24 protein-coding genes are annotated in these 25,778 nt (G+C 67.7%); 11 read left to right on the plus strand and 13 right to left on the minus strand.

The features are described 5' to 3' along the window. Positions 1-11 precede the first annotated feature (11 nt). The 8 genes from murB to recN all read left to right on the plus strand — a co-directional run bounded on the left by murB (position 12) and on the right by recN (position 10,046). Positions 12-947 carry a UDP-N-acetylmuramate dehydrogenase gene (gene murB / locus F804_RS0112840; protein WP_022708151.1) on the plus strand — a complete coding sequence of 312 codons (936 nt, stop codon included), beginning with the start codon at positions 12-14 and terminating at the stop codon, positions 945-947. A gap of 205 nt (positions 948-1,152) precedes the next feature. Further along, positions 1,153-2,043 carry a D-alanine--D-alanine ligase gene (locus F804_RS0112845; RefSeq protein WP_022708152.1) on the plus strand — a complete coding sequence of 297 codons (891 nt, stop codon included), beginning with the start codon at positions 1,153-1,155 and terminating at the stop codon, positions 2,041-2,043. Then, complete coding sequence (locus tag F804_RS16500; protein WP_022708153.1) at positions 2,031-2,972, plus strand: cell division protein FtsQ/DivIB; 942 nt, start codon at positions 2,031-2,033, stop codon at positions 2,970-2,972. Before F804_RS0112845 ends, F804_RS16500 begins: the two co-directional genes overlap by 13 nt. A gap of 21 nt (positions 2,973-2,993) precedes the next feature. Continuing rightward, on the plus strand, positions 2,994-4,328 hold the full coding sequence (ftsA, locus tag F804_RS0112855) for a cell division protein FtsA (protein ID WP_022708154.1): 1,335 nt from the start codon (positions 2,994-2,996) through the stop codon (positions 4,326-4,328). Positions 4,329-4,552: 224 nt separating this feature from the next. Beyond that, positions 4,553-6,151, plus strand: a complete 1,599-nt coding sequence (gene ftsZ / locus F804_RS0112860; protein WP_022708155.1) for a cell division protein FtsZ — start codon at positions 4,553-4,555, stop codon at positions 6,149-6,151. Positions 6,152-6,401: 250 nt separating this feature from the next. Further along, complete coding sequence (gene lpxC, locus F804_RS0112865; RefSeq protein ID WP_022708156.1) at positions 6,402-7,346, plus strand: UDP-3-O-acyl-N-acetylglucosamine deacetylase; 945 nt, start codon at positions 6,402-6,404, stop codon at positions 7,344-7,346. Positions 7,347-7,516: 170 nt separating this feature from the next. After that, positions 7,517-8,365 (plus strand): outer membrane protein assembly factor BamD, encoded by an 849-nt coding sequence (locus F804_RS0112870; RefSeq protein WP_028725964.1) that lies wholly within the window; start codon positions 7,517-7,519, stop codon positions 8,363-8,365. Between the two features lie 34 nt (positions 8,366-8,399). After that, positions 8,400-10,046 carry a DNA repair protein RecN gene (recN, locus tag F804_RS0112875; RefSeq protein WP_022708158.1) on the plus strand — a complete coding sequence of 549 codons (1,647 nt, stop codon included), beginning with the start codon at positions 8,400-8,402 and terminating at the stop codon, positions 10,044-10,046. Here the strand turns inward: recN and F804_RS0112880 are convergent. The 6 genes from F804_RS0112880 to F804_RS0112905 all read right to left on the minus strand — a co-directional run bounded on the left by F804_RS0112880 (position 10,043) and on the right by F804_RS0112905 (position 15,498). Beyond that, a complete protein-coding gene (locus tag F804_RS0112880) occupies positions 10,043-10,354 on the minus strand; it encodes a hypothetical protein (RefSeq protein ID WP_022708159.1) in 312 nt (103 codons plus the stop codon). The two genes, recN and F804_RS0112880, sit on opposite strands and share 4 nt — an antisense overlap. A 96-nt stretch (positions 10,355-10,450) precedes the next feature. Further along, positions 10,451-10,768, minus strand: a complete 318-nt coding sequence (locus F804_RS0112885; RefSeq protein WP_022708160.1) for a hypothetical protein — start codon at positions 10,766-10,768, stop codon at positions 10,451-10,453. Between the two features lie 93 nt (positions 10,769-10,861). Further along, positions 10,862-11,731, minus strand: coding sequence for a 3-hydroxyisobutyrate dehydrogenase (gene mmsB / locus F804_RS0112890; RefSeq protein ID WP_022708161.1), 870 nt, complete (start codon positions 11,729-11,731; stop codon positions 10,862-10,864). Next, positions 11,728-12,732 carry an enoyl-CoA hydratase/isomerase family protein gene (locus F804_RS0112895; protein WP_022708162.1) on the minus strand — a complete coding sequence of 335 codons (1,005 nt, stop codon included), beginning with the start codon at positions 12,730-12,732 and terminating at the stop codon, positions 11,728-11,730. Before F804_RS0112895 ends, mmsB begins: the two co-directional genes overlap by 4 nt. 4 nt (positions 12,733-12,736) lie before the next feature. Beyond that, positions 12,737-13,882, minus strand: coding sequence for an acyl-CoA dehydrogenase family protein (locus F804_RS0112900; RefSeq protein ID WP_022708163.1), 1,146 nt, complete (start codon positions 13,880-13,882; stop codon positions 12,737-12,739). Positions 13,883-13,998: 116 nt separating this feature from the next. Continuing rightward, entirely contained in the window at positions 13,999-15,498 is a 1,500-nt protein-coding gene (locus F804_RS0112905; protein ID WP_022708164.1) for a CoA-acylating methylmalonate-semialdehyde dehydrogenase, read from the minus strand. Positions 15,499-15,598: 100 nt separating this feature from the next. Between F804_RS0112905 and F804_RS0112910 the strand changes: the two genes are divergently transcribed. From F804_RS0112910 to coaD, 3 genes are all read left to right on the plus strand, one after another. Beyond that, positions 15,599-16,510, plus strand: a complete 912-nt coding sequence (locus F804_RS0112910; RefSeq protein WP_022708165.1) for a LysR family transcriptional regulator — start codon at positions 15,599-15,601, stop codon at positions 16,508-16,510. A 55-nt stretch (positions 16,511-16,565) separates the two neighbouring features. Further along, positions 16,566-17,027 (plus strand): CBS domain-containing protein, encoded by a 462-nt coding sequence (locus tag F804_RS0112915; protein ID WP_022708166.1) that lies wholly within the window; start codon positions 16,566-16,568, stop codon positions 17,025-17,027. 97 nt (positions 17,028-17,124) lie between these two features. Continuing rightward, a complete protein-coding gene (coaD, locus tag F804_RS0112920; RefSeq protein WP_022708167.1) occupies positions 17,125-17,616 on the plus strand; it encodes a pantetheine-phosphate adenylyltransferase in 492 nt (163 codons plus the stop codon). Positions 17,617-17,697: 81 nt separating this feature from the next. Here the strand turns inward: coaD and F804_RS0112925 are convergent, their stop codons facing one another. From F804_RS0112925 to pyrC, 7 genes are all read right to left on the minus strand, one after another. Beyond that, complete coding sequence (locus tag F804_RS0112925; protein WP_022708168.1) at positions 17,698-18,198, minus strand: bactofilin family protein; 501 nt, start codon at positions 18,196-18,198, stop codon at positions 17,698-17,700. Next, on the minus strand, positions 18,188-19,471 hold the full coding sequence (locus F804_RS0112930; RefSeq protein ID WP_040596040.1) for a DUF5930 domain-containing protein: 1,284 nt from the start codon (positions 19,469-19,471) through the stop codon (positions 18,188-18,190). Before F804_RS0112930 ends, F804_RS0112925 begins: the two co-directional genes overlap by 11 nt. Before the next feature lie 197 nt (positions 19,472-19,668). Next, entirely contained in the window at positions 19,669-21,066 is a 1,398-nt protein-coding gene (locus tag F804_RS0112935) for a helix-turn-helix domain-containing protein (protein ID WP_022708170.1), read from the minus strand. Between the two features lie 58 nt (positions 21,067-21,124). Further along, positions 21,125-22,324, minus strand: a complete 1,200-nt coding sequence (locus F804_RS0112940; protein ID WP_022708171.1) for a multidrug effflux MFS transporter — start codon at positions 22,322-22,324, stop codon at positions 21,125-21,127. Positions 22,325-22,392: 68 nt separating this feature from the next. Continuing rightward, positions 22,393-23,877 (minus strand): replicative DNA helicase, encoded by a 1,485-nt coding sequence (locus F804_RS0112945; protein ID WP_022708172.1) that lies wholly within the window; start codon positions 23,875-23,877, stop codon positions 22,393-22,395. A 106-nt stretch (positions 23,878-23,983) separates the two neighbouring features. Continuing rightward, the gene (locus F804_RS0112950; RefSeq protein WP_022708173.1) at positions 23,984-24,655 is read right to left on the minus strand and encodes an orotate phosphoribosyltransferase; all 672 of its coding nucleotides are present in this window, start codon (positions 24,653-24,655) and stop codon (positions 23,984-23,986) included. Further along, positions 24,652-25,695, minus strand: a complete 1,044-nt coding sequence (gene pyrC / locus F804_RS0112955; RefSeq protein ID WP_022708174.1) for a dihydroorotase — start codon at positions 25,693-25,695, stop codon at positions 24,652-24,654. The genes F804_RS0112950 and pyrC overlap by 4 nt, the downstream gene beginning before the upstream one ends. Positions 25,696-25,778 lie beyond the last annotated feature (83 nt).

The following is a 25,778-nucleotide window of genomic DNA, read 5'->3' on the forward strand; positions in this document are numbered from 1 at the left end:
ACCAGATCCGCATGACCGCTGACATTCCGACCCCCCGTGGCAGCCTGATTGCCAACCGCTCTCTCGACAGTCTGACCTGGCTGCGCGTGGGCGGCCCTGCCGACTGGCTGTTCCAACCCGCGGACGAGGCCGACCTGGCCGAGTTCCTGGCGGCGCTGGACCCCCAGGTTCCGGTCTTCGCGATGGGCGTCGGCAGCAACCTGATCGTGCGCGACGGCGGTATCCGCGGCGTGGTGATCCGGCTGGGGCGCGCCTTTAACGGGGTCGAGATCGACGGCGACATCGTGACCGCGGGCGCGGCATCGCTGGATGCGCAGGTCGCGCGGCGGGCGGCCGATGCGGGGCTGGATCTGACCTTCCTGCGCACGATCCCCGGCAGCATCGGCGGCGCTGTGCGCATGAACGCCGGCTGCTATGGCACCTACATGGCCGACCGCCTGATCGACATCACCGCCGTGACGCGGGACGGGCAGGTCGTCACGCTGGACGCCGCGCAGCTGAGGCTGGCCTATCGCCATTCCGAACTGCCCGAGGGCTGCGTGATCACCGGCGTCCGCATGCGCGCGCCCAAGGGCGATCCCGACGCGCTGCATGCCCGCATGGCCGAACAGCTGGAACGCCGCGATGCGACCCAGCCGACCCGGGACCGCAGCGCGGGGTCCACCTTCCGCAATCCGGCGGGCTACAGCTCGACCGGGCAGGCCGACGACACGCACGAGCTGAAGGCTTGGGCGCTGATCGATCAGGCCGGGCTGCGCGGCCACAGCTGGGGCGGCGCGCAGATGTCGCAGAAGCATCCGAACTTCCTGATCAACACGGGCGGCGCGACCGCCGCCGATCTCGAAGCCCTGGGCGAGCTGGTCCGCCGCCGCGTCCTGGAGGAGAGCGGCCACGAGCTGCAATGGGAGGTCGTTCGCATCGGCGAACCCGGCCCAGAGGAAAGTTAAGGCCGGGTTAACCGGCGAAAGCTTGCAAACTTATATTCTGAAACGAGAAAATGCGCTTTTGTGCGCAGGGCTTTGGCTGTATTCTTTGTGATGCGCGGGGCCTGACGGTCGCGCGCCTTCTTCATGAACCCCGATCAAAACGGGGATGAAAGGCAAATACGTGACGGGCAGGTCGAGCAGGACAGCCCCCACAGTGGCCGTTCTGATGGGCGGACCCTCGGCCGAGCGCGAGGTGTCGCTGTCGTCGGGCCGCGAATGCGCGGCTGCACTGCGGGTGGCAGGATACGAAGTCATCGAGATCGCGCTTGGCGATTCGCGCGGGGACGAGCTGGTCCGCCGTCTGAACGAGGCTGCGCCCGATGTCGTCTTCAACGCGCTGCATGGCCGGTGGGGCGAGGATGGCTGCGTGCAGGGCGTCCTCGAATGGATGGGGCTGCCCTATACGCATTCGGGCGTGCTGGCCTCCGCGCTGGCGATGGACAAGACCCGCGCCAAGGCCGCCTTCCGCGCCGCCGGACTGCCGGTCGTCGAAAGCGTGATCGCCGATGCGGACGAGGTGCGCGCCCGCCACGTGATCGCGCCCCCCTATGTCGTGAAGCCGAATGACGAGGGCAGCTCGGTCGGGGTCTATATCGTGCATGACGGCGCGAACGAGCCGCCGCAGCTGTCGCCCGACATGCCCGCCCGCGTCATGGTCGAGACCTATGCCCCGGGGCGCGAGCTGACGACCACCGTGATGGGCGACCGCGCGCTGGACGTGACCGAGATCATGGTCGATGGCTGGTACGACTATGCCGCGAAATACACCGTGGGCGGGTCGCGTCACGTGGTTCCCGCCGACATTCCCGCCGATATCCGCGAGGCATGCCTTGCGATGGCCCTGCGCGCGCACGAGGCGCTTGGCTGCCGCGGGCTGTCGCGCACCGATTTCCGTTGGGACGACACGCGCGGTCTGGACGGGCTGGTCATCCTCGAGGTGAACACCCAGCCCGGCATGACGCCGACCTCGCTTGCGCCCGAACAGGCGGCGCATGCGGGGATCGACTTTCCCGCCCTGATGCGCTGGATGGTGGAGGATGCGCTGTGCCGGTCGTGATCGATCACCGCCCCGGAAAGCAGCAGACCCATGACACGGCGCGTCCGCGCCGCGACCCCGCGCCGTCCCGCCTGAAATACCGCCTGCAGCGCATGTGGCTGCGCCCCTTGTGGCGCCGCGTCGCGCGCATCGGTGCGCCCGCCTTCCTGGCCGCGATGATCGGGGGGCTGTGGCTGTCCGACGAGGATCGCCGCGCCGCGCTGACCGACAACATCGCCCGCGCCGTGGACAGCGTCCAGAACCGAGAGGAATTTCAGGTCCGCGAGATGCAGGTCGAGGGGGCCTCGCCCGTGGTCGAGCGCGCGCTGAAGGCGATGCTGCCGGTCGATCTTCCGGCCTCCAGCTTCGACATCGACCTGCCCGCGCTGCGGCTTCAGGTGATGCAGCTGGACGCGGTGGACACGATCGACCTGCGCGTCAAGCCGGGCGGCATCCTGTCGGCGGTCGTGACCGAACGGCAGCCCGCGCTGCTGTGGCGCCATGCCCGCGGGATCGAGATGCTGGACGAGGACGGTCACCGCGTCGCCGGCGTCACCTCGCGCGAGGTGCGCCCCGACCTGCCGCTCGTTTCGGGCGAGGGGGCGGAAGAGGCCACCCCCGAGGCGCTGCAGCTGTTCGATGCGGCCGGGCCGATCCTGCCGCGCGTGCGCGGGCTGGTCCGGCGCGGCGAACGCCGGTGGGACCTGGTGCTGGATCAGGGTCAGCGGATCATGCTGCCCGCCCAAGGGGCGCTGGTCGCGCTGGAGGCCGCGATCGCGATGGACCGCGCGCAGGATCTGCTGGCGCGCGACATCACCGTGGTCGATCTGCGCGATCCCAAGCGGCCCGTGCTGCGGCTGGGGATCGACGCGCGAAACACGATCAGGACCGCCCGTGGCCAGCCCCCCCTGGGGCCGGACGGGCGCATCCTGCAGGACAACGAAGGCTGAAGCGAGGGGAGGGGTCGGATCATGGCGGAACTGTACCAGACACAGCGGGCGATGCGGAACATGCGCCGCGCGGCGCTTCAGCGGGGCGTCATCGGCATCCTCGACATCGGCACCTCGAAGATCGCCTGCCTGGTGCTGCGCTTCGACGGGACCGGAACCTTCCGCGAGACGGACGGCGTCGGGCCGATGGCGGGGCAGGTGAACTTCCGCGTGATCGGCGCGGCCTCGACCCGGTCGCGCGGGATGCGCCGGGGCGAGATCGAGACCATGGCGGAAACCGAGCGTGCGATCCGCACCGTGGTCGCCGCCGCGCAGAAGCTGGCGGGCGTCCGGATCGACCACGTGATCGCCTGCATGTCTGGCGGGCGCCCGTCCTCCTACGGTCTGGCGGGCGAGACGCCGCTGGCGCAGGGCAAGGTCGACGATCACGACGTGGCCAAGGTGCTGGCCGCCTGCGACGTGCCCGATTTCGGCCGAGGCCGCGAAGTGCTGCACGCACAGCCCGTGAACTTTGCCGTGGACAACCGCTCGGGCCTTGCCGACCCGAGAGAGCATCTGGGAAACAAGCTGTTCTGCGACATGCATGTCCTGACGGTGGATGGCGACGCGATCGGCAACCTGGTCCACTGCATCCGGCGCTGCGACCTGGAACTGGCCGGGATCGCGTCCGCGCCCTATGCCTCGGCGCGCGCAAGCCTGGTCGAGGACGAGCAGGAGCTGGGCGCGGCCTGCATCGATTTCGGCGGGGGCGGCACGGGCGTGTCGATCTTCGTGCGCAAGCACATGATCTTCTCGGATCACGTGGCGATCGGGGGCAACCTGATCACGCAGGACATCGCGCAGGGCCTGCGGGTCAGCCTGCCCGTGGCCGAACGGCTCAAGACGCTCAGCGGCGGGGTCGAGGCCACGGGCCGCGACGACCGCGACATGATCGACATCGGCGGCGATACCGGCGACTGGGAGGCCGATCGCCGTCAGGTCAGCCGTGCGGACGTCATCGCGATCATGCGCCCGCGGGTCGAGGAGATCCTGGAGGGCGTGCGCGGGGTGCTGGACGCTGCGGGTTTCGACTACATGCCCAGCCAGCAGATCGTGCTGACCGGTGGCGGCAGCCAGATCCCGGGTCTGGACGGTCTGGCGGCGCGGATCCTTGGGCCGAACATCCGCTGCGGGCGTCCGCTGCGCATCGATGGCCTGTCCCACCAGCTGACCGATCCCAGCTTCTCCTCGGCGGTGGGGCTGGCGCTGTTCGCGGCCCATCCGCAGGACGAATGGTGGGATTTCGAGACCCCGGCAGATGCCTATCCCGCGCGCAGTTTCAAGCGCGCCTATCGCTGGTTCAAGAGCAACTGGTGATCGCGGAAACCTTTCGTTAGCGATTGGTGCGGGCTTCCACACCATATTCTGCGCCCTTGGCAAGATACCGCTTAATTTGCAGGTGAATCTTGCCATATTTTGCGGGCTTTCCGGCTTTTTCGGATGACGGAACGTGGCAGAAAGGTTACGATCAAGCATAAATCAACGGGATTCGAGCGGGCAGACCGCGCCCGAATGCGAAGCAGCGAAAAACAGGCGGAACCATGAACCTCAATCTGATGATGAACGACGAAGAAGAGCTGAAGCCCCGCATCACCGTCTTCGGCGTCGGCGGCGCGGGCGGCAACGCCGTCAACAACATGATCGAGAAGATGCTGGAAGGCGTCGAGTTCGTGGTCGCCAATACCGACGCGCAGGCGCTGCAGCAGAACAGCGCCACCAGCCGCATCCAGATGGGTCCGAAGGTGACCGAGGGTCTGGGCGCGGGCGCCAAGCCCACCATCGGCGCCAAGGCCGCCGAGGAGACGATCGAGGATATCGTCGATCACCTGATGGGCGCGCATATGTGCTTCATCACGGCAGGCATGGGCGGCGGCACCGGCACCGGTGCGGCCCCGATCATCGCACAGGCGGCCCGTGAGATGGGCATCCTGACCGTCGGCGTCGTGACCAAGCCCTTCCAGTTCGAGGGCACGAAGCGGATGCGCCAGGCCGAGGAGGGCGTCGAGGCCCTTCAGAAGGTCGTGGACACGCTGATCATCATTCCGAACCAGAACCTGTTCCGCCTTGCGAACGAGAAGACGACCTTCACCGAAGCCTTCGCCATGGCCGACGACGTGCTGTATCAGGGCGTCAAGGGCGTGACCGACCTGATGGTCCGTCCGGGCCTCATCAACCTCGACTTCGCCGACGTTCGCGCGGTGATGGACGAGATGGGCAAGGCCATGATGGGCACCGGCGAGGCTGCGGGCGACAACCGCGCGCAGGAAGCCGCCGAACGCGCCATCGCCAACCCGCTGCTGGACGAGATCAGCCTGAATGGCGCCAAGGGCGTGCTGATCAACATCACCGGCGGCTATGACATGACCCTGTTCGAGCTGGACGAGGCCGCGAACGTGATCCGCGACAAGGTCGACAGCGATGCGAACATCATCGTCGGCTCGACGCTGGATCCGGACATGGACGGCACGATCCGCGTCTCGGTCGTCGCGACCGGCATCGACGCCGATGCCGCCCCGGCCGAGGTTCCGACCCCGCGCCGTGGCATGGCCGCGCCGCTGACGCAGAACCCCTCGATCGCGGATGCCCCGGTGGTCGAGGATCAGGCGACGGTCCGCAGCCAGCAGGCCGCAGCCCAGCCCGCGCCGGCTGCGCCTGCGCCGCAGCCCGCGGTCCAGCAACCCGCCGCGCGGACCGAGGACGAGATGCCGAAGCCGGCCTATCAGCCGAAGGAAGCACCGCGCCAGAACTCGGTGCGGATCGAGGATGACGCCTCGGCCTTCGTCGCGCCGCGCGCCCCCCAGGGCCGTCCTGGCCAGCCCACCCCCGAGGTGATGGACCGTCTGCGCCGCGCCGTCGACAACCGCAGCCAGCAGGGCGCCGCGGCCCAGCAGCAGCCGCAGCAGGCCGATCCGCGCGCGAACAGCCGGATGAGCGGCCTCGGCCGCATGCTGGAGCGTATGGCTGGTCACGGTGAACAGGGCGCGCAGAAGCCCGCCGCATCCTCGATCGCCGAGCGCGTGAACGAGCGTGTCGCCGTCCGTGCCCGTCAGCAGGAAACCGATTTCGACGATCTGGCCAGCCCTGACAATGGCGGCGACAATGTCGAGATCCCCGCTTTCCTGCGTCGCCAGGCGAACTGATCCGTTCACGAAATCGACGCATATCTTCTGGGGAAGGGCCGCCATGTGCGGCCCTTCTTTCTTTTGTAATCAATGCGTTGCCAAATGCATCGTCGGCAATGTTGCAGGGGCGGGGGTGATTGTTTCACCCCGTTACAAAACGTTAATTGAAGCTGCACCCGCCCGGGCATAGCTGAAACCTTGCAGCCAGCGTTGTGCGTTGGCTTGCAGGAATTGAACCGATCAGAAGCTTTGCGAAGACAGGCAGATCATGCAGACGACGCTGAAAGACAAAGTGGCATTCGACGGTGTGGGCCTCCACTCCGGCAAGCCCGCACGACTGGAAATCCACCCCGCGCCCGCGGGCCACGGGATCGTCTTCCGGCGCGTCGACCTGTCCCCGGCGGTCGAGATCGCGGCGTTGTGGAACAATGTCACGCTGTCGCCGCTGTGCACGCTGATGGATAACGGGCAAGGCGTGACCCTGTCGACGGTCGAACACGTGATGGCCGCGCTGGCCGGCACCGGCGTCAACAACGCCGTCGTGACGGTCGATGGCCCCGAGGTTCCGATCCTCGACGGCTCCTCGGCCCCCTTCGTGGCCGAGATCCTTGCCGTTGGCCTGCGTCGCCAGAACGCGAAGCTGCGCGCGATCCGCGTCCTGCGCCCGGTCGAGGTTCGCAGCGGCGAGGCGTTCGCACGCCTGACGCCTGCCGATCACCTCGAGATCGACTTTCAGATCGATTTTGCCGACGCCGCGATCGGGCACCAGGAAAAGGTGCTGGACATGGCCAATGGTGCCTTCCTGCGCGAACTGGCCGACAGCCGCACCTTCTGCCGCGCCTCCGATATCGATGTGATGCGCGAGAACGGGCTGGCGCTTGGGGGCACCTATCTGAACGCCGTCGTCGTCGATGGCGCGGATGTCCTGTCGCCGGGCGGCCTGCGCCATGACGACGAGGCCGTGCGCCACAAGATGCTGGACGCCACGGGCGATCTGGCGCTGGCGGGTGCGCCGCTGCTTGCACGCTATACCGGTCACCGCGCGGGTCACGCGATGACGAACCGCCTGCTGCGTGCGCTGTTCGCGGATCCGACCGCCTGGACCTGGGCCGAGGTCGATTCCGACCTGGAAACCCGCCTGCCGGGCGCCGGCGTCGCCGATTACGGCCCGCTGGCCGGGCTGTCGCATCCGATGCCCGTCGCCGCCGAGTGACCTGCGGCACAGTGATTCTGCGCCGCCCTCCGCCGGCCTTCCCGCTGTCGTGAAAGCATCGCGGAAATCAACGCATTGCCATTTTGCGCCCCCTGTTGTTCTGTGCTAGGACGTCGCGGCGGCGTCGGCCCTTGGGGCCGGGGCGGAACAGAAGCTTGGGCAGGGTGAAGATGGCTGGCACGAATATCTCGGCTTCGATGATGGCTGCGGTGCTGGCCGGACTGGTCCTGACGGGCTGCGGTGCCAATCGCGAGGCTGCGCTGCGCCAGAATCTCGACCAGTTCACGGCTGCCGAAATCTATCAGCGCGGCGAATACGAGCTTGAGAACAGCGGCGATCCCGAGGATGCCGTCTTCTATTTCTCCGAGATCGAGCGCCTCTATCCCTACAGTGAATGGGCGCGACGCGCGCTGATCATGCAGGCCTATGGCAACCACAAGGCCCAGAACTATGAAGAGGCCCGCAGCGCCGCGCAGCGTTTCCTTGACGTCTATCCCGGGGATGAGGAAGCCGCCTATGCGCAGTACCTGCTGGCGCTGTCCTATTACGACCAGATCGACGACGTTGGCCGTGACCAGGGCCTGACCTTCCAGGCGCTGCAGGGGCTGCGCACGGTCATCGAGCAATATCCCGACAGCGAATATGCCCGCAGCGCGATCCTGAAATTCGACTTGGCCTTCGATCACCTCGCCGCCAAGGAGATGGAGATCGGTCGCTACTACCTCAAGCGTGGGCATTATTCGGCGGCCATCAGCCGCTTCCGCGTCGTGGTCGAGGAATTCCAGACGACCACTCAGACCCCCGAGGCGCTGCTGCGCCTGGTCGAGGCCTATCTGGCGCTTGGCCTGACCGACGAGGCGCAGACCGCGGGCGCGATCCTGGGTCACAACTTCCAGTCCTCGCCCTTCTACGACGACGCCTATCGCCAGCTTCGCGGTCGCGGCCTGTCGCCCGAGGCGCGCGGGGACAGCTGGCTCGACAACGTGTACCGCCAGACCATCCAGGGAAAATGGCTCTGATCCGACACGGGTCAGACCTGATCGGGGCGCTCGGATGCTGAGAACGCTCGATATTCGCGACATGCTGCTGATCGACCGGCTGGAGCTGAGCTTCGGACCGGGCCTCAACGTGCTGACCGGCGAAACCGGCGCGGGCAAGTCGATCCTGCTGGATTGCCTCGGCTTCGTGCTGGGATGGCGGGGCAGGGCGGACCAGGTCCGCAAGGGCGCCGATCAGGGCGAGGTTCAGGCCGTCTTCGACCTGCCGAAGGGGCATCCCGCGCGCGACGTGCTGGCCGAGGCCGGCATCGCGGTCGAGGATGACGAGCTGATCCTGCGCCGCGTGAACGCCGCCGATGGTCGCAAGACCGGCTGGGTGAACGACCGCCGCGTCTCGGGCGAGGTGCTGCGCCGCCTGTCCGAGGTGCTGGTCGAACTGCACGGCCAGCATGACGATCGCGGGTTGCTGAACCCACGCGGCCACCGCGCGTTGCTGGATGCCTTCGCGGGCCTGGACATGGCCCGAACGCGGGCCGCCTGGACCGCGCGCCGCGCCGCGCATGCCGAACTGGCCGAGGCCGAGGCAAGCCTTGCCGCCGCCCGCGCCGAAGAGGAATTCCTGCGCCACGCCGTCGAGGAATTGGACAAGCTGGCACCCGAACCCGGCGAGGAAGAGCGTCTCGACGTCGCCCGCCGCAGCATGCAGGGGGCCGAACGCATCCGCGAAGATGTCGCTCGCGCCTTGCAGCTTCTTGGCGGCGATGGCGCGGAAGGCGCGATGGTCGATGCCGCGCGTTGGCTGGACGGCGCTGCCGAGCGGGCCGAGGGGCGGCTGGACGACCCGATCTCGGCGCTGTCGCGGGCGCTGATCGAGCTGGGCGAAGCCACGCAGGGCGTCGAGAACGCGCTGAGCGCGATGGATTTCGACCCCCACGCGTTGGAGGCCACCGAGGAGCGCCTGTTCGCCCTGCGCGCGCTGGCCCGGAAGCATGACGTGCTGGCGGATGATCTGGCAGGGCTGGCAGATGATTTGCGTGACCGGCTGCAACGGATCGACGCCGGTGAAAGCCGCATCGCGGATCTGCGCAAGGAGGTGATCGCCGCGGATGCCGCCTATGATGCCGCCGCCGATGCGCTGACCAAGGCGCGGACCACGGCTGCGGGGCAGCTCGATACCGCCGTCATGAGTGAGCTTGCGCCGCTCAAGATGGAAAGGGCGGTCTTCGAGACGCGGGTGACTGCGGGCGGGCCTGGCCCCGAGGGACGCGATGCCGTGGCCTTCACCGTCGCGACGAATCCCGGTGCGCCTGCGGGTCCCTTGGACAAGATCGCCTCGGGCGGCGAGCTTTCGCGCTTTCTGCTTGCGCTTAAGGTCTGCCTTGCGCGCGGCAACGATGCGTTGGTCCTGATCTTCGACGAGATCGACCGCGGTGTCGGCGGCGCGACCGCCGATGCGGTCGGCAGGCGGCTCAAGACCCTGGCCGAGGGGTCGCAGGTGCTGGTCATCACGCATTCGCCGCAGGTCGCGGCGCTTGGGGCGGGGCATTTCCGCGTGGCCAAGGCCGTGGCGGACGGGATGACGACCTCGACAGTGACGCCACTGGACCGCGACGACCGCATCGCCGAGATCGCGCGCATGCTGGCGGGGGATCGCGTGACGGCCGCCGCGACCGAGGCCGCGATCAGCCTGCTGGACGGCTAGTCCACGATCGCATCGACGGGCCGCATCCGCGACAGGATCTTGCGGCTGGTGGCGTCCAGCCTGACCAGTTGCCCGCCAAGCACCGCATAGACATCGCCGTCGGGCGGCACCGACAGCCCGTAAAGCCCCGGACGCGAGACGATATGCGTCCCGTCGCGCGGCGCGATGTCGCCCACGTCGAAGCTGCGCGGCACCTGCGCGGGTTCCGATGCGGGGCTGTTCGCATGTCCAAGCGATATGTCGAATGGGGCGAGGGCTGCCGTCACGCAGATGACCCCCGCCGCGGCGATGAGGGTGCGCGGCAGCATGATATCGGACCTTTGGATTGTTTCAGGTCACATGCAACACGGCGGTGGCGCAGGGGTTCCGCATTCATGCTGCAATGCAGCCATGCGATTTCCGACCTATCTGCGCGAAGGGCGTGGGCTGTCGGGCAGGGGGCGCAGGATCGACACGATCTTGCCCGTCTCGTTCAGGCGGATCAGATGGCCGCGATGCACGGCGTAATGCGTGCCGCGCGGGGCGGGACCGATGCCGAAGCGGCCCGGATCCTCGATCATCTGCAACTGGTTGGCGGAGGGCGTCGCGCCGATCTCGGGGCGGGCGGGGGCAGCGGCTGCCTCCTGCGCCTCGGCGGTGCGGGCAAGGTGGCGATGACCGATGCCGGCCGCACCGGTGGCGGCCAGCGCGGCGATCAGCGCGATCCTTGCAAATCTGGACATTCCGGGCGCCCCTTGCGGCATGGTTTCCGTCATGGGAACCCAACCACGCCTATGATTGAGGGTTCCCTAACGCGAAAGCCGGAATCTCGAACTTCAGCCGTTTCGCTTCACAAATCGCGGAAGCATGGCGGAAAAGTCACGCCCGCGCCCGTCCTCGTCCTCGACGAAGCGTTCGTACAGGTCCCGCGCCAGCTGACCCATGGGCGTGTCGGCCCGGGCCGAATCCGCCGCCTGATGCGCCAGGTTCAGGTCCTTCAGCATCAGTTCGGCCGCGAAGCCGGGGGTATAGTCGTTATCCGCAGGCGATTTCGGCCCGACGCCCGGCGCGGGGCAATAGGCGTTCATCGACCAGCTGTAGCCCGAGCTGGTCGAGACCACGTCGAACATCTTCTGCCGGTCGAGGCCCAGCTTGTCGGCCAGGGCGAAGGCCTCGCAGGTGGCGATCATCGTGACGCCAAGGATCATGTTGTTGCAGATCTTGGCTGCCTGGCCCGCGCCCGCATCGCCGCAATGCACGGCCTTCTGGCCCATGATGTCGAACAGCGGCTGAACGGTCGCGAAATCCGCATCGGCACCGCCCACCATGAAGGTCAGCGTGCCGCCCTGCGCACCCCCGATCCCGCCCGAGACCGGCGCATCGACCGCGCCCAGCCCCGCCGCCGCCGCGTCCGAGGCGACCGCCCGCGCGCTGTCCACATCGACGGTCGAGCAATCGCAGAGGATCGCGCCCTGGCGCATCGCCGGGATCACCTCGGCCGCGACGGCGCGAAGGATCTGGCCGTTGGGCAGCATCGTGATGACCACGTCGGCCCCTGAGGCAGCCTCGGCGGCGGTGGTCGCCTGCGTCACGCCCTGCGGCATCGGCGCGGCGGTGTCGAAGCCCACGACCTGATGCCCTGCGGCGGCCAGGTTCGCCGCCATCGGCGCACCCATGTTCCCCAGGCCGATGAAACCGATCTTCATGCTGTCTCCTCCCATTCCAGTTCGTCGTCCAGCGGTGCAAGCATCGCGGCGACGGCCTCGGGCGTCGCTGCGGCCTGCCAGTCCGGCTGGCGATCCTTGTCGATGATCTGCGCGCGCACGCCTTCCAGGAAATCGCCCTGCCGCGTGGCGCGGGCGGTAAAGCGGAACTCTCGTGACAGCGATTGCTGCATGCGGTCGTCGGCCCGCGCGGCGCGCACCATCTCCAGCCCCGCCGCCATCGACAGCGGAGAGTTGCGGTCCAGCGCCTTCAGGCTGTCGGCGTCGCCCTGCGCCTCCAACCTTGCGCGGATCTGTTCCAGGTCATGCCCACCGAAGGCCGACAGATCCCGCGTGGCCAGGGGTGCATCGGGCGGGGTCTGGCCCCGGATCAGCGTCGCGTCCCCCGTCCGTTCCAGTTCGGCGATCAGGTCGGGCCAGAGGTCCTCGGGCAGATAGCTGTCGGCAAAGCGCGCATGGATCGCGTCGCCCGGTCCCATCCGCGCGCCCGTCAGCGCCAGGTATTCGCCGATCCGGCCCGGCGCGCGCGCCAGAAGCCAGGTGCCGCCCACGTCGGGGATCAGGCCGATGCCGCTTTCGGGCATGGCGATCCGGGTCGTGTCGCCGACGATGCGGTGCCCGGCATGGCCACCCACGCCGACGCCCCCGCCCATCACGAAGCCCTGCATGAAGGCGACGATCGGCTTGGGATAATCCGCGATGGCCGCGTTCATGCGGTATTCGTCGCGGAAGAAATCCGCTCCGACCGAATGATCGCCCGCCTTGCCCGCGTGATAGACCGCGGCGATGTCGCCGCCCGCGCAGAAGGCGCGCTCGCCCTCGGCGTCGATGATGACCAGGTCCACATCCGCATCCTCGCGCCAGTCGTCCAGCGCGCGGTGGATCGCCTGCGCCATCGGGTGGCTCAGCGCGTTCAGGGCCTTGGGCCGCGTGAAGGTGATGCGGCCCGCGCGGCCCGTCTTGCGGATGCTGAGATCGGTCACGTCGTCACCCCCTGTCAGCCAGCATGGAGCGGCCGATGATCAGCCGCATGATCTCGTTCGTGCCTTCCAGGATCTGGTGGACGCGCAGGTCGCGCACGATCTTCTCGATCCCGTAATCGGCCAGATAGCCATAGCCACCATGCAGTTGCAGGCACTGGTTCGCCACCTCGAATGCGCGGTCGGTGACCTGCAGCTTGGCCATGGCGCAGAACTTGGTCGCGTCGGGCGCGCCCTGGTCCAGCATCCACGCGGCCTGGCGCAGGAAGATGCGACTGGATTGCAGCGCGGTCTCCATCTCGGCCAGGCGGAACTGCAGGGCCTGGAACTGATCCAGAGACTTTCCGAAGGCGCGACGCTCGGACATGTAGGCGACGGTGCGGTCCAGCGCGGCCTGCGCGCCGCCAAGCGCCGAGGCCGCGATGTTCAGCCGACCCCCGTCCAGCCCCGCCATCGCATAGGAAAAGCCGCGGCCTTCCTCGCCCAGCAGGTTGTCCGCGGGGATGCGGCAGTCGTCGAACTGGACCTGCGCGGTGGGCTGGGACCGCCAGCCCATCTTGTCCTCGGGGGCGCCGAAGGACAGGCCGGGGGTCGCATCCTCGACGATGACGGCGCTGATGCCGCGCGGGCCGTCGCCGCCGGTGCGCACCATCGACAGGTAGGCGTCCGAATACCCCCCGCCCGAGATGAACGCCTTGGTCCCGTTCAGCAGCCAGCCGTCGCCGTCGCGTTCCGCGCGGCTGCGCAGGGCGGCGGCGTCCGATCCCGATCCGGGTTCGGTCAGGCAATAGCTGAAGATCTTCTCCATCCGCGCCAGCGGGGGCAGCCAGCGTTCGCGGGCGGCGTCGCTGCCGAATTTCTGGATCATCCCGCCGCACATGTTGTGGATCGACAGGAAGGACGCGACCGAGGGGCATGCCATCGACAGCGCCTCGAAGATCAGCGTCCCGTCCAGGCGGCCAAGGCCCGATCCGCCATGTTCCTCGGCCACGAAGATCCCGCCCAGGCCCAAAGCGGCCACGTCCGGCCAGAGGTCCTTCGGGATCGTGCCGTCCTGTTCCCACTGATGTGCGTGGGGTGCGATCCGGTCCTGTCCGAAATCGCGTGCCATCTCGAAGATGGCGGTCTGTTCCTCGGTCAATGCGAAGTCCATGCGTCTCCCTCCCCAGATCCGCTTGAATTGAACGCATGTTTAATTGGCAGATGTTGCCAGAATGTTGCAAGGCGAAAGCGATTGGCCGGGGCGAACACCGCCCCGGCCAACCCGTCTTATTCCATGGCCTTGAAGTTGAACTCTCCGCCTTCCTTGATCCCCGAGGGCCAGCGCGCGGTGACCGTCTTGGTGCGGGTGTAGAAGCGGAAGGCGTCCGGGCCGTGCTGGTTCAGGTCGCCGAAGCCCGACTTCTTCCAGCCGCCGAAGGTGTGATAGGCCAGCGGAACCGGGATCGGGACGTTGATGCCGACCATGCCGATATTGATGCGGTTCGCGAAATCGCGCGCCGTGTCGCCGTCGCGGGTGAAGATCGCGGTGCCGTTGCCGTATTCGTGGTCGATGGCCAGCTTGATCGCTTCCTCGTAGCTGCCGGCGCGGACGGTGGACAGCACGGGACCGAAGATCTCTTGCTTGTAGATGTCCATGTCGGGCGTCACGCGGTCGAACAGGTGCGGACCGACGAAGAAGCCGTCCTCGTAGCCCTGCAGGCTGAAGTCGCGGCCATCGACCACCAGCTCGGCGCCCTGGTCGACACCGGACTGGACCAGGCGCAGGATGTTCTCCTTGGCGGCCTTGGTCACGACGGGGCCGTAATCGACATCGTCGCCCGCGGTCCAGGGACCGACCTTCAGCGCCTCGATGCGGGGAACCAGCTTCTCGATCAGGGCATCGGCGGTCTTCTCGCCCACCGGCACCGCGACCGAGATCGCCATGCAGCGTTCGCCCGCCGCGCCGTAGCCCGCGCCGATCAGCGCGTCGGCGGCCTTGTCCATGTCCGCGTCGGGCATGATGATCATGTGGTTCTTCGCGCCGCCGAAGCACTGCGCGCGCTTGCCGGTCGCGGCGGCGCGTTCATAGATGTACTGCGCGATGGGCGTCGATCCGACGAAGCCGACGGCCTGGACGACTTCGTTGTCGAGGATCGCGTCCACGCTGTCCTTGTCGCCGTTCACGACCTGCAGCACGCCGTCGGGCAGGCCCGCCTCCTTCAGCAGTTCCGCCAGCATCAGCGGGACCGAGGGGTCGCGCTCGGACGGCTTGAGGATCATGGCGTTGCCCGCTGCCAGCGCCGGGCCGATCTTCCACAGCGGGATCATGGCCGGGAAGTTGAAGGGCGTGATGCCCGCGACCACCCCGAGCGGCTGGCGCATCGAATACATGTCGATGCCGGGACCGGCGCTGTCGGTGAAATCGCCCTTGAGCAGGTGGGGCGCGCCGATGCAGAACTCGATCACCTCGAGCCCGCGCTGGATGTCGCCCTTGGCGTCCGGGAAGGTCTTGCCGTGTTCGCTGGACAACACCTCGGCCATCTTGTCCATGTCGCGATTGATGAGGCGCACGAACTCCATCATGACGCGGGCGCGGCGCTGCGGGTTGGTCGCTCCCCATGCGACCTGTGCATCGGCGGCGCGGGCGATCGCGTCGTCCAGCTCGGCCTTGGTCGCCAGCGAGACGCGTGCCTGAACCTCGCCGGTGGCGGGGTTGAACACGTCGGCGAAGCGGCCCGACGTGCCCTTGTATTCCTTGCCGTCGATCCAGTGATGAATCTCTTTCATGGCGTCCTCCTGTTCGCTTTGAGGGCACTCTATCCTTGCGGAAATGCGGCTTGAAGGGGCATGATGGCAAAAGGGTTTTGCAAATTCGCAAAGGGTGGGAATGGACTGGGACGACCTGCGCATCTTTCTTGCGGTGGCCCGCACCGAGAGCCTGTCGGGCGCGGGGCGGCGGCTGTCGATGGACGCATCCACCGTGGGGCGGCGCGTCACGCGGTTGGAATCCGCGATCGGGGCGGCGCTGTTCCTGAAGACGCCGCAGGGCTATCAGCTGACGAACGAGGGCGCGCGCCTGGTCGCCCCCGCCGAGGCCGCCGAGCAGGCCGCCCAGGCCGCGGCCGAGGCCGTCAACCGCGAGGCCGGCATCACCGGCCAGCTGCGCATCGGTGCGCCTGACGGCTGCGCCAACTACCTGCTGCCGCAGGTCGCCCTGCAGATCTCGCGCCTGCATCCGGGGTTGGAGATCCAGATCGTGGCCCTGCCGCGCGTCGTCAACCTGACCAGACGAGAGGCCGACATGGCCATCGCCGTGTCGCCCCCTGATACGGGGCGGCTGACGGTGCAGCGGCTGGCGGATTACCGGCTGCATCTTGCGGCGCATGGGGATTACCTGTCGCGGCGCGCGCCGATCCGCGACCTGGCCGATCTGCACGGGCACCGGATGATCAGCTATATCCCCGACATGATCTTCGACCGGGAACTGGACTACCTGTCGGCGACCGGTGTGGGGACGGCGCAGATCACCTCGAACTCGGTCGCGGTGCAGATGCAGGCGGTGCGCAGCGGGGCGGGCCTGGGGATCGTCCACGATTTCGCGCTGCCCTTCGCGCCGGGGGTGCGGCGGATCCTGACGGATCGCGTCTCGCTCAGGCGCAGCTTCTGGCTGATCCGCCATGCCGACGACCGCGCGTCGCGTCGGCTGAGCCTTCTGGCGGATGCCGTCGCACAGGGCGTCCGCGCCGAGGTCGCGCGCCTCGAGGCGCTGGTCGCCGCGGACGAGGCCGCCCGCACTTGACGCGGCCCGCGACCGGACGAAAGATGGAAGCAAGCAGTTTCGAGGAGGAGACGACATGCTGGTCAAACAATTGCTGGCGTTGAAGCATGACGCGGCCAAGCCCTGGATCGAGTCCGGCACCATCGTCACGATCAAGCCCGAGGTCACCCTGGCCGAGGCCGCGCAGCTTCTGGCCGACATGCGCATCGGCGCCGCCGTCGTCTCGGATGACGGTGCCTCGCCCATCGGCATCCTGTCGGAACGCGACATCGTGCGCCAGCTTGGCAAGCACGGGGTCGAGGTCCTGAAGCAGCCCATCAGCGAGGTGATGACCCGCAGCATCCAGACCTGCGCGCCGGGCGACGACGCGCTGTCCGTGCTGGAGCGGATGACCGAAGGCCGCTTCCGTCACATGCCGGTCATCGACGACGAGGGCGTGATGCTTGGCGTCATCTCGATCGGGGATGCCGTCAGCGGCCGCCTCAAGGAACTGGACGCCGAGAAGGACGCCCTGACCGGGATGATCATGGGGAACTGACGCCAAGTCGGCGCGGGGCGGCCGGGATCACGTTCTTGCAATCGGGCCGCAAATGCGCTTTGCCTTGGGCCCGAGACCCACACGAAGGACGCGCCATATGCGGATCGGCCTCTATCCCGGCACATTCGACCCCATCACCCTGGGGCATATCGACATCATCGAGCGCGCGATGGCGCTGGTCGACCGGCTGGTGATCGGGGTCGCGATAAACCGCGACAAGGGTCCGCTGTTCGACCTCGAGGAGCGCGTTGCGATGGTGCAGGCCGAATGCGACCGCATCGCCGCCCGGACCGGAGGAGAGATCCTGGTCCACCCCTTTGAGAACCTGCTGATCGACTGCGCCCGCGACGTGGGCGCCAGCCTGATCGTGCGCGGCCTGCGCGCGGTCGCGGATTTCGAATACGAGTTCCAGATGGTCGGCATGAACCGCGCCCTGGACAACGAGATCGAGACCGTCTTCCTGATGGCCGATGCGCGCCGTCAGGCGATTGCGTCCAAGCTGGTCAAGGAAATCGCACGGCTGCATGGGGACGTGTCGAAATTCGTCAGTCCCCCCGTTGCCGAGGCGCTGGTCAGGCGCTTCGCCTGAGCCCCTGCGCCCGCAACACAGTGCAGAAAGCAGAAAGCCCGCGGGATCCGCGGGCTTCTTTCGTTCGGTGGGATCTGCCGATCACTCGGACGGCGGGGCCAGCTTCTTGGTGCCGCCATTGTTCAGCGGGTCTTCCTGACGCTGGACCGAACCCTCGAAATGGGCGCCGGATTCGATGGCGATGGTCTTGTGGATGATGTCGCCCTCGACGCGCGCGGTCGCCGACAGGCGCACCTTGAGGCCGCGGACGCGGCCCACGACGCGACCGTTCACCACGACGTCGTCGCCGACGATCTCGCCCTTGATGGTCGCGCTTTCGCCGATGGTCAGTTGGTGGGCGCGGATGTCGCCCTCGACCGTACCCTCGATCTGGATGTCGCCCTGCGTCTTGATGTTGCCCGTGACGATCAGGTCCGAGGACAGGACCGACGGCACCGCGCGCGGACGCGGAGCGGCGGGCGCGGGCTGTGCCGCGGCTTCGGGCTTGCGCTGCTCGGGGGCGGGGGCGGTTTCGGCGGCCGCAGCCTGCGGGGCGCTCGATTGCTGGGGACGGTTCTCGGTCACGCGGGTCTTACTGAACATTTTCTGCTGCCTTGATGAAGCTCATCGGGTCCACGGCCCGACCGTTCATGCGCACCTCGTAATGCAGGTGCGGCCCGGTCGAGCGTCCGGTATTCCCCATAGCACCGATCGTGTCGCCTTGCGACACCCTTTCGCCCTGACGCACGTTGATGCGGCTCAGGTGGGCATAGCGGGTCTCGGTGCCCAGCTCGTGCTCGATCTTGATGAGGTTGCCATAGGCACCCGAACGGCCCGCGAAGGTCACGACGCCGTCGCCGGTGGCATGGATCGGCGTGCCGACGGGACCGGCCATGTCCACGCCCTCGTGCATGCGGCCCCAACGGCGACCGAAGCCCGAGGTATAACGGAAGCTCTGGAAGACGGGCATGGCCAGCGGCAGCTTCTCGATGGCGATGCGATAGGTGTTCATCTGGTCCAGCGTGACCACGATCTGGCGGGCCTTGGTCTCGCCCTCGCTCAGGGCGGCATTGCCGCGGGTCGAGTAGGACAGCGGCGTCAGCGGGCCGCCCTGGCCGCTATAGCCTGCGCGGATGGTGCGCAGCACCGCGTCGGGGTTCATCCCGACCGACCGGAACACGTCGTCCAGCGGCGCGACGGACACGGTCACCGCGTCCTCCAGCTGGGTAAGGATCTCGTCGTTGCGGGCGATGATCTCGGCGCGCTCGACGCGCAGTTCCTCGGCGGCCAGCTGGGCCTCCTCGGCGGCCTTGACGGCCTCGTGGCGTTCGACGCTGGCATTGCGCAGCTCGCCCGACAGGATGTCCAGCGCGGTCGAGACCTCGATGGTGCGGTCGGTCGCGCTGTCATCGGTCTGGGCCTCGGCCATGCGCAGGGCGTCGTCGCGTTCCGCGATTGTGTCGCGCAGGCTGGTGCGGACGGCGTCGAGGCCGCCCTCCAGCTCGCGGCGGCGTTCCTCGCTGGCCAGAAGCTGCGACTGCATCTGCGACACCTGGTCCATCGCGACCGAGAAGCGGTTCTGCGCGGCCAGCGCCTCGGAGGCGCGGGCGTCGCGTTCGGCCTGAAGCTGGTTCAGGCGCTCCTCGAACGCGGCCTGGCTGCGCATGATCTGGTCGCGGCTGTTGCCCGAGCTGACGGCGTCGATAACAAGGAACGAGCTTGCGACCAGCGTCCAGCCGAAGACCACGGTGACGCCGCCGATCCCGGCGATCTGGGTCAGGGGACGAAGACGGACGAAGCGGGTCGTGTCATCGGACCGGAGGAAAAGACGCTGTTCGGGAAGCCACTTTTCCAGCTTGGAATTCAATCGTTCCATCACGGTCATGTTCAGACACTGTCCCCCGGTTCGCGGCCTTGTTGCCTGATCGATCGGTCGCGTTGGTTCCATTTCCGGACGGGTAAACAGCTTCTGTGCCTTCAAGGCAACAACGCAGGAGTTAACGCCCCTTGCATTACGCGAAACTTTGCCGCCATCGGCGGGAACCTGCCGACTTATGTCTGCATGACAGCCGCTCAGGCCAGGGCATAGGGCAGGGGACCGTCACGATCCTGTGGGATCCGCAGGGGCCTGTCCATCGGGGGAACGGACCGCTGGTGGCAGTCGGGCCGCGGGCAGATGCGGCAGGAAATGCCGATCGGCTCGAAGGCGCGGGGGCGGTTCAGGTCCAGCCCGTCGGCATAGACCATGCCCTCGGCCTCGCCGATCTCGACGCCCAGTCCGATGGCAAAGCGGCGGACCGGCGCGTTGAAGGCGCCCGCGTGCTTGGACACGTCGCGTGCCAGCAGAAGATAACGGATGCCGTCGGGCGTCTCGGCCAGCTGGCGCAGGAAGCGGCCCGGCTGCTCGAACGCCTGGTGGACGTTCCACAGCGGGCAGGCCCCGCCGAAGCGCGCGAATTGCAGGCGTGTCGCGGAATGGCGCTTGGTGATGGTGCCCGCCTGGTCGACGCGGACGAAGAAGAAGGGCACGCCCTTGGCGCCCGGACGCTGCATCGTGGACAGCCGATGCGCCACCTGTTCCAGCGACGCCCCGAACAGATGCGCCAGCCGTTCTAGGTCGTGACGTTCGGCCCGCGCCGCCGCCAGGAACGCGCGATAGGGCATCAGCGCCGCCCCCGCGAAATAGTTGGCCATCCCGACGCGGGCGATTTCCCGCGCGGTGGGGCTGCGGAACCGCGCCAGGTCCAGCGTCGCCTCCAGCAGGTCGGACTGACGTTCCAGCGCGACAAGATGCAGGATCTGGAACAGGCGGGTCGGGGGCTCTGCCGCCGCATTGACCAGCAGGGTCGCCCCCTCGCGGCGGAAGACGGAATTGGCGGGCAGTTCGGTCAGGCGGACCTCGATGCCGCGTTGGGCCAATGCCTCGACCGCAAGGGCCCAAGGGTCGCGGCGCTGGCCGTCGGGGCAGGCGAAGCGTTCCGCCGCGCGGTCCACCGCGTCGATATAGTTGTCGCAATAGTGGAAGAAGTCGCGCACCTCCTCCCAGGGCGTGGTCAGCGCGTTCTGGCCCGCAGCGCCGATGGCCTGGTCCAGCGCCGCCAGCCGTTCCTGGCCTTCGCGGTGCGCGCGATAGAGGTCGAGGAACGCGCGGGCCAGCACCGGCGCATTCGTCGCCGCCAGCCGCAGGTCGGCAAGGGGCGGGGCGGCGTCGAACAGCGGATCGGCCAGCGCCTCCTGCATGTCGATGACCATGCGTTCGGCGTCGCCCGCGGCAAGCGTGGTCAGGTCGATCCCGAATTCCTGCGCCAGCCGCAGCAGCGCGCCCGCGGAAATGGGGCGGTGGTTGTTCTCCATCTGAGACAGGTAGGGCAGCGACACCCCAAGCGTTTCGGCAAAACGCTTCTGCGTCAGACCTGCGCGCGCGCGTGTCTCGCGCAGCGCGGTCCCGGCATAGATCTTCTGCGTGGCCATCCCCGTCCCCCTTTGCAATCACCGTGATAGCGTTTGCAAAGGCCGCGCGGCAAGGGGATCAGATCAGCGCCAGCTGTCTTTCGCGGCGCAGCACCCACATGATCGCCAGAAGCGATCCGGCGGCGGATGCGACCATGATCGCCAGAAGCGGCTCGGGTCCGCTGCCCGGTTGCAGCAGCGCGCCCGCCAGCGCCGACAGGACCGCGCCGCCCGCGACGGCCAGCGCCCCGCCAAGGCCCGATGCCGTGCCGGCCAGTTCCGGGCGCACGCTCATCATCCCGGCATTCGCGTTGGGCAGCACCATCCCGTTGCCCAAGCCCATGCAGGCGATCGCGCCGAAGAAGACGATGGGCTGCACGATCCCCGCCAGCGTCGCCAGCATCGAGGCCGACAGCGCGATCACGCAGATCACCGCGCCGATCAGGATCATCCGGTTCAGCCCCAGGATGCGCGAGTACCGCCCCGACAGGAAATTGCCCGTGACATAGCCGACCGAGGGGGCCGCGAACCAGTAGCCGACCTGCGCGGGCGTCAGGCCGAAGACCTGCGCCCCCACGAAGGGCGCCCCGCCCAGATAGGCGAAGAACGCCCCCGAGGACAGCGTGGCCGCCGCGCAATATCCCCAGAACCGCTGCGACCGCGCCAGCGCGGGGTAATTCGCGATCTGCGCACGCAGGGGCAGGCCGCCGCCGCGCACCGTCTCGCCCATGTCTGTAAATGCCAGGATCAGCACGGCAAGGCCCAGAAGCCCCATCACGGTGAAGTTGGCGCGCCAGCCGAACAGCTCGTCCAGGACGCCGCCGAAGACGGGGGCCATCATCGGCACCACCGCCATCCCCATCGTGACATAGCCCAGCATCGAGCCCGCCTTGTCCCCGTCGAACAGGTCACGGATCACCGCGCGGGGCACCAGCATGCAGACCGTGATGACCGCCTGCGCCAGCCGGAAGGCCAGGAAGCTGCCCGCATCCTGCGCCGTCAGCGTCCCGATCGTCGCCAGCAGGAACAGCACCAGCCCCCAGATCACCACCGGCCTGCGCCCGAAGCGGTCGCTGATCGGTCCGCCCAGAAGCTGCAGCACCGCGCTGGCTCCGATATAGGCCGAGACCGACAGCTGCATCACCGCGTAATCCACGCCGAAATCCACCGCCATTCCGGGCAGCGAGGGCAGGAAGACGTTCATCGACAGCGCCGAGACGCCCGAAAGCGCGACAAGCGTCAGAAGATGCGGCGGCGTGCGGGTGGCTGGTCGTGACATGGAAGATCCCCGGCGCGGAGGGCACCGGGGATCTGTCTAATCTGCATGACGTGCAAGCGCCAGCCTGCTCAGTCCCACTGGGTCTGGCGATCCTTGGCAAGGTTGCCGAAGCGGGTGAACTGCCCCTCGAAGGCCAGCTCGACCGTGCCAATGGGGCCGTGGCGCTGCTTGCCCAGGATCACCTCGGCCTTGCCGTGGACCTGTTCCATCACCTGCTGCCACTTGGCCATCGCGTCCAGATCGCTGTCGGACGGCTTCTCGCGTTCCTTGTAGTATTCCTCGCGGAAGACGAACATCACGATGTCGGCGTCCTGTTCGATCGAGCCGGATTCGCGAAGGTCGCTCAGCTGCGGGCGCTTGTCCTCGCGGCTCTCGACCTGACGCGACAGCTGGGACAGGGCGATGACGGGGATGTTCAGCTCCTTGGCGACGGCCTTGAGCCCTTGGGTGATCTCGGACACCTCGTTGACGCGGCTGTCCTTGGCGGTCGCGGCCTTGAGCAGCTGAAGATAGTCCACCATCAGCACGTCCAGCCCATGCGTCCGCTTCAGCTTGCGCGCGCGGGCGGCCAGCTGGTTGATCGGCAGCGCGGGCGTGTCGTCGATATAGAGCGGACAGTTCTGCAGCGCATGGGCGGCCTCGACGAAGCGGCGGAACTCGGCCTCGTCCATGTTGCCCGAACGGATGCGTTCGGAAGGCACCTCGGCGGCCTCGGACAGGATCCGCGCGGCCAGCTGTTCGGCCGACATCTCCAGGCTGAAGAAGCCGACGACGCCGCCCTCGACGCTGCCATGCGTGCCGTCGGGCTTCTCGCCCAGCTTGTGCGCCTTGGCGATGTTGAAGGCGATGTTGGTCGCAAGCGAGGTCTTCCCCATCGAGGGACGACCGGCAAGGATCACGAGGTCCGAATTGTTCAGACCGCCCATCTTGGCGTCCAGGTCGACCAGCCCGGTGGAAATCCCCGACAGCTTGCCGTCGCGCTGATAGGCGGCATTGGCGGCATGGACCGCGCCCGTCACCGCCTTGAGGAAGCTCTGGAAGCCGCGCTCGGCCACGCCCTGTTCGCCCAGCTTGTACAGAACCTGCTCGGCGGCCTTGATCTGTTCCTCGGCGTCGTCGTCCACCTCGACCGTCGAGGCGCGGGCGGCGATGTTCTGGCCCAGCTGCATCAGTTCGCGGCGCAGCGCGAATTCGCGGATCATCTGGGCATAGTCGCGCGCGGCATAGGCGCTGATCGCCGCCGCCGCGATCCGCGCCAGATAGGCCGGGCCGCCCAGCTCCTTCAGCCCCTCGTCGTTTTCCAGGAACGCCTTGATGGTGACGGGGCTGGCCAGCGCGTTCTTGCGGATGCGTTCGGCGCAGATCTCGTAGATGCGCGAATGGACGGGGTGGTAGAAATGCTCGGGCTTGATGATCTGGCTGACGCGGTCGAACACGTCGTTGTTGGTCAGCAGCGCACCCAGAAGCTGCTGCTCGGCCTCGAGCGAGAAGGGAATGGCCGATTTCTCGGTCTCTTCGGTGTCTCCGGGAACGATTGCGCGAATTCCGCTCATGCCGATCCTGCCTTTCGCGATCCTTGAAGGGTCGAATCTAGACGAAAAGGGCGGGCCATGTAATCGGCCCGCCCAAGATTTCCGGTGGAAAGCCTGTGGATAAATTTCAGGCGTTGGCCTTCTGCCAGGCGCGCGGGTTCATCAGGAAGCTCTCGACCTCGTCAAGGGTGTCCTTGTCGAAGATCTCCTGCTCGCGGGCTTCGGCCAGCACGTCCCACCAGGTGCACAGGTGATGCAACGTCACGCCATGTTCGCCCAGGCGCTCGGTCGTTTCGGGGAAGATGCCATAGTAGAAGATGACCGCCGTATGCGCGCAGGTGGCGCCGGTGTCGCGGATGGCATCGACGAAGGACAGCTTGCTGCCCCCGTCCGTGGTCAGATCCTCGACCAGCAGGACGCGCTGGCCTTCGGTCATCGCACCCTCGATCCGGGCGTTGCGGCCGTAACCCTTGGGCTTCTTGCGGACATAGGTCATGGGCAGGGACAGACGCTCGGCCACCATGGCGGCGAAGGGGATGCCCGCGGTCTCGCCGCCCGCCACGTTGTCGAACGCCTCGAAGCCCGCATCGCGCATGACGGTCGCGGCCAGGAAATCCATCAGCGTCTGGCGCACGCGCGGGAAGCTGATGATCCGGCGGCAATCCACATAGGTCGGACCCTTGAGGCCCGACGCATAGGTGAAGGGCTCGGCCGCGTTGAAATCGACGGCCTTGATCTCCAGCAGGGCGCGGGCGGTCAGGCGGGCGATCTCCTCGCGCGTGGGAAAGGTCAGGCTCATGCGTCCTCCAGGTGCCAGTGAATGGGGAAGCCGGGGTCGAAGACGGTCACGACCTCGTCGCCGGCCTCGATCTGCGTCGGGTATTCGGCGGGGGTGTCGCGCTTCGTCAGGCGGATGCGATCCTCGGACGGGGGCAGGCGGTAGAAGGCCGCGCCGTTGAGGCTGGTAAAGGCTTCCAGCCGGTCCAGTGCGCCGTCCTCTTCGAAGACATGGGCCAGGATCGACATGGTGTTCGGGGCCGTGAAGCAGCCCGCGCAGCCGCAGGGCTGCAGCTTGGCGCTGTCGGCATGGGGGGCGCTGTCGGTGCCCAGGAAGAAGCGTGCCTCGCCGCTGGTCGCGGCCTCGCGCAGGGCCAGGCGGTGGGATTCGCGCTTGGCCACGGGCAGGCAGTAGTAATGCGGGCGGATGCCGCCTGCCAGGATGGCGTTGCGGTTGATCACCAGGTGATGGGTGGTGATCGTCGCGGCCAGATCGTCGCCGCCCGACCGCGCATAGGCCACCCCGTCCGAGGTGGTGATATGTTCCATCACCACGCGCAGGCCCGGCGTGCGGCGGCGCAGAGGCTCCAGCACGCGGTCGATGAAGACGGCCTCGCGGTCGAAGATGTCGACCTGCGGATCGGTCACCTCGCCATGGACGCACAGCGTGACGCCCGCTTCGGCCATCGCCTCCAGCACGGGCTGGACGCGGTCGAAATCGGTCACGCCCGATGCGCTGTTGGTCGTGGCGCCTGCCGGGTACAGCTTGACCGCGCGGATGATGCCCGCCCGGAAGGCCGCGACGACATCGGCGGCATCCGTCGTGTCGGTCAGGTACAGCGTCATCTGCGGTTGAAGCGCCGCGCCCTCGGGCAGGGCGGCCAGGATCCGGTCGCGATAGGCCGCGGCCTGATCGCCGGTGACCACGGGGGGCACCAGGTTCGGCATGATGATCGCGCGGCCGAAGCCGGCGGAATGGCGGGCAACGGCATTCAGCATCGCGCCGTCGCGCAGATGCAGGTGCCAGTCGTCGGGGCGGCGAAGGATCAGGCTGTTGGTCATGAGCTGCCTCTATACATGGCGGAACGTGGTTGTGAAGGCGCATCGTCGAATTTCGGAAACCTTATCCCAAAGTGCCGGTTGTC

The organism is Paracoccus zeaxanthinifaciens ATCC 21588 (assembly GCF_000420145.1).
Classification (GTDB): domain Bacteria; phylum Pseudomonadota; class Alphaproteobacteria; order Rhodobacterales; family Rhodobacteraceae; genus Paracoccus; species Paracoccus zeaxanthinifaciens.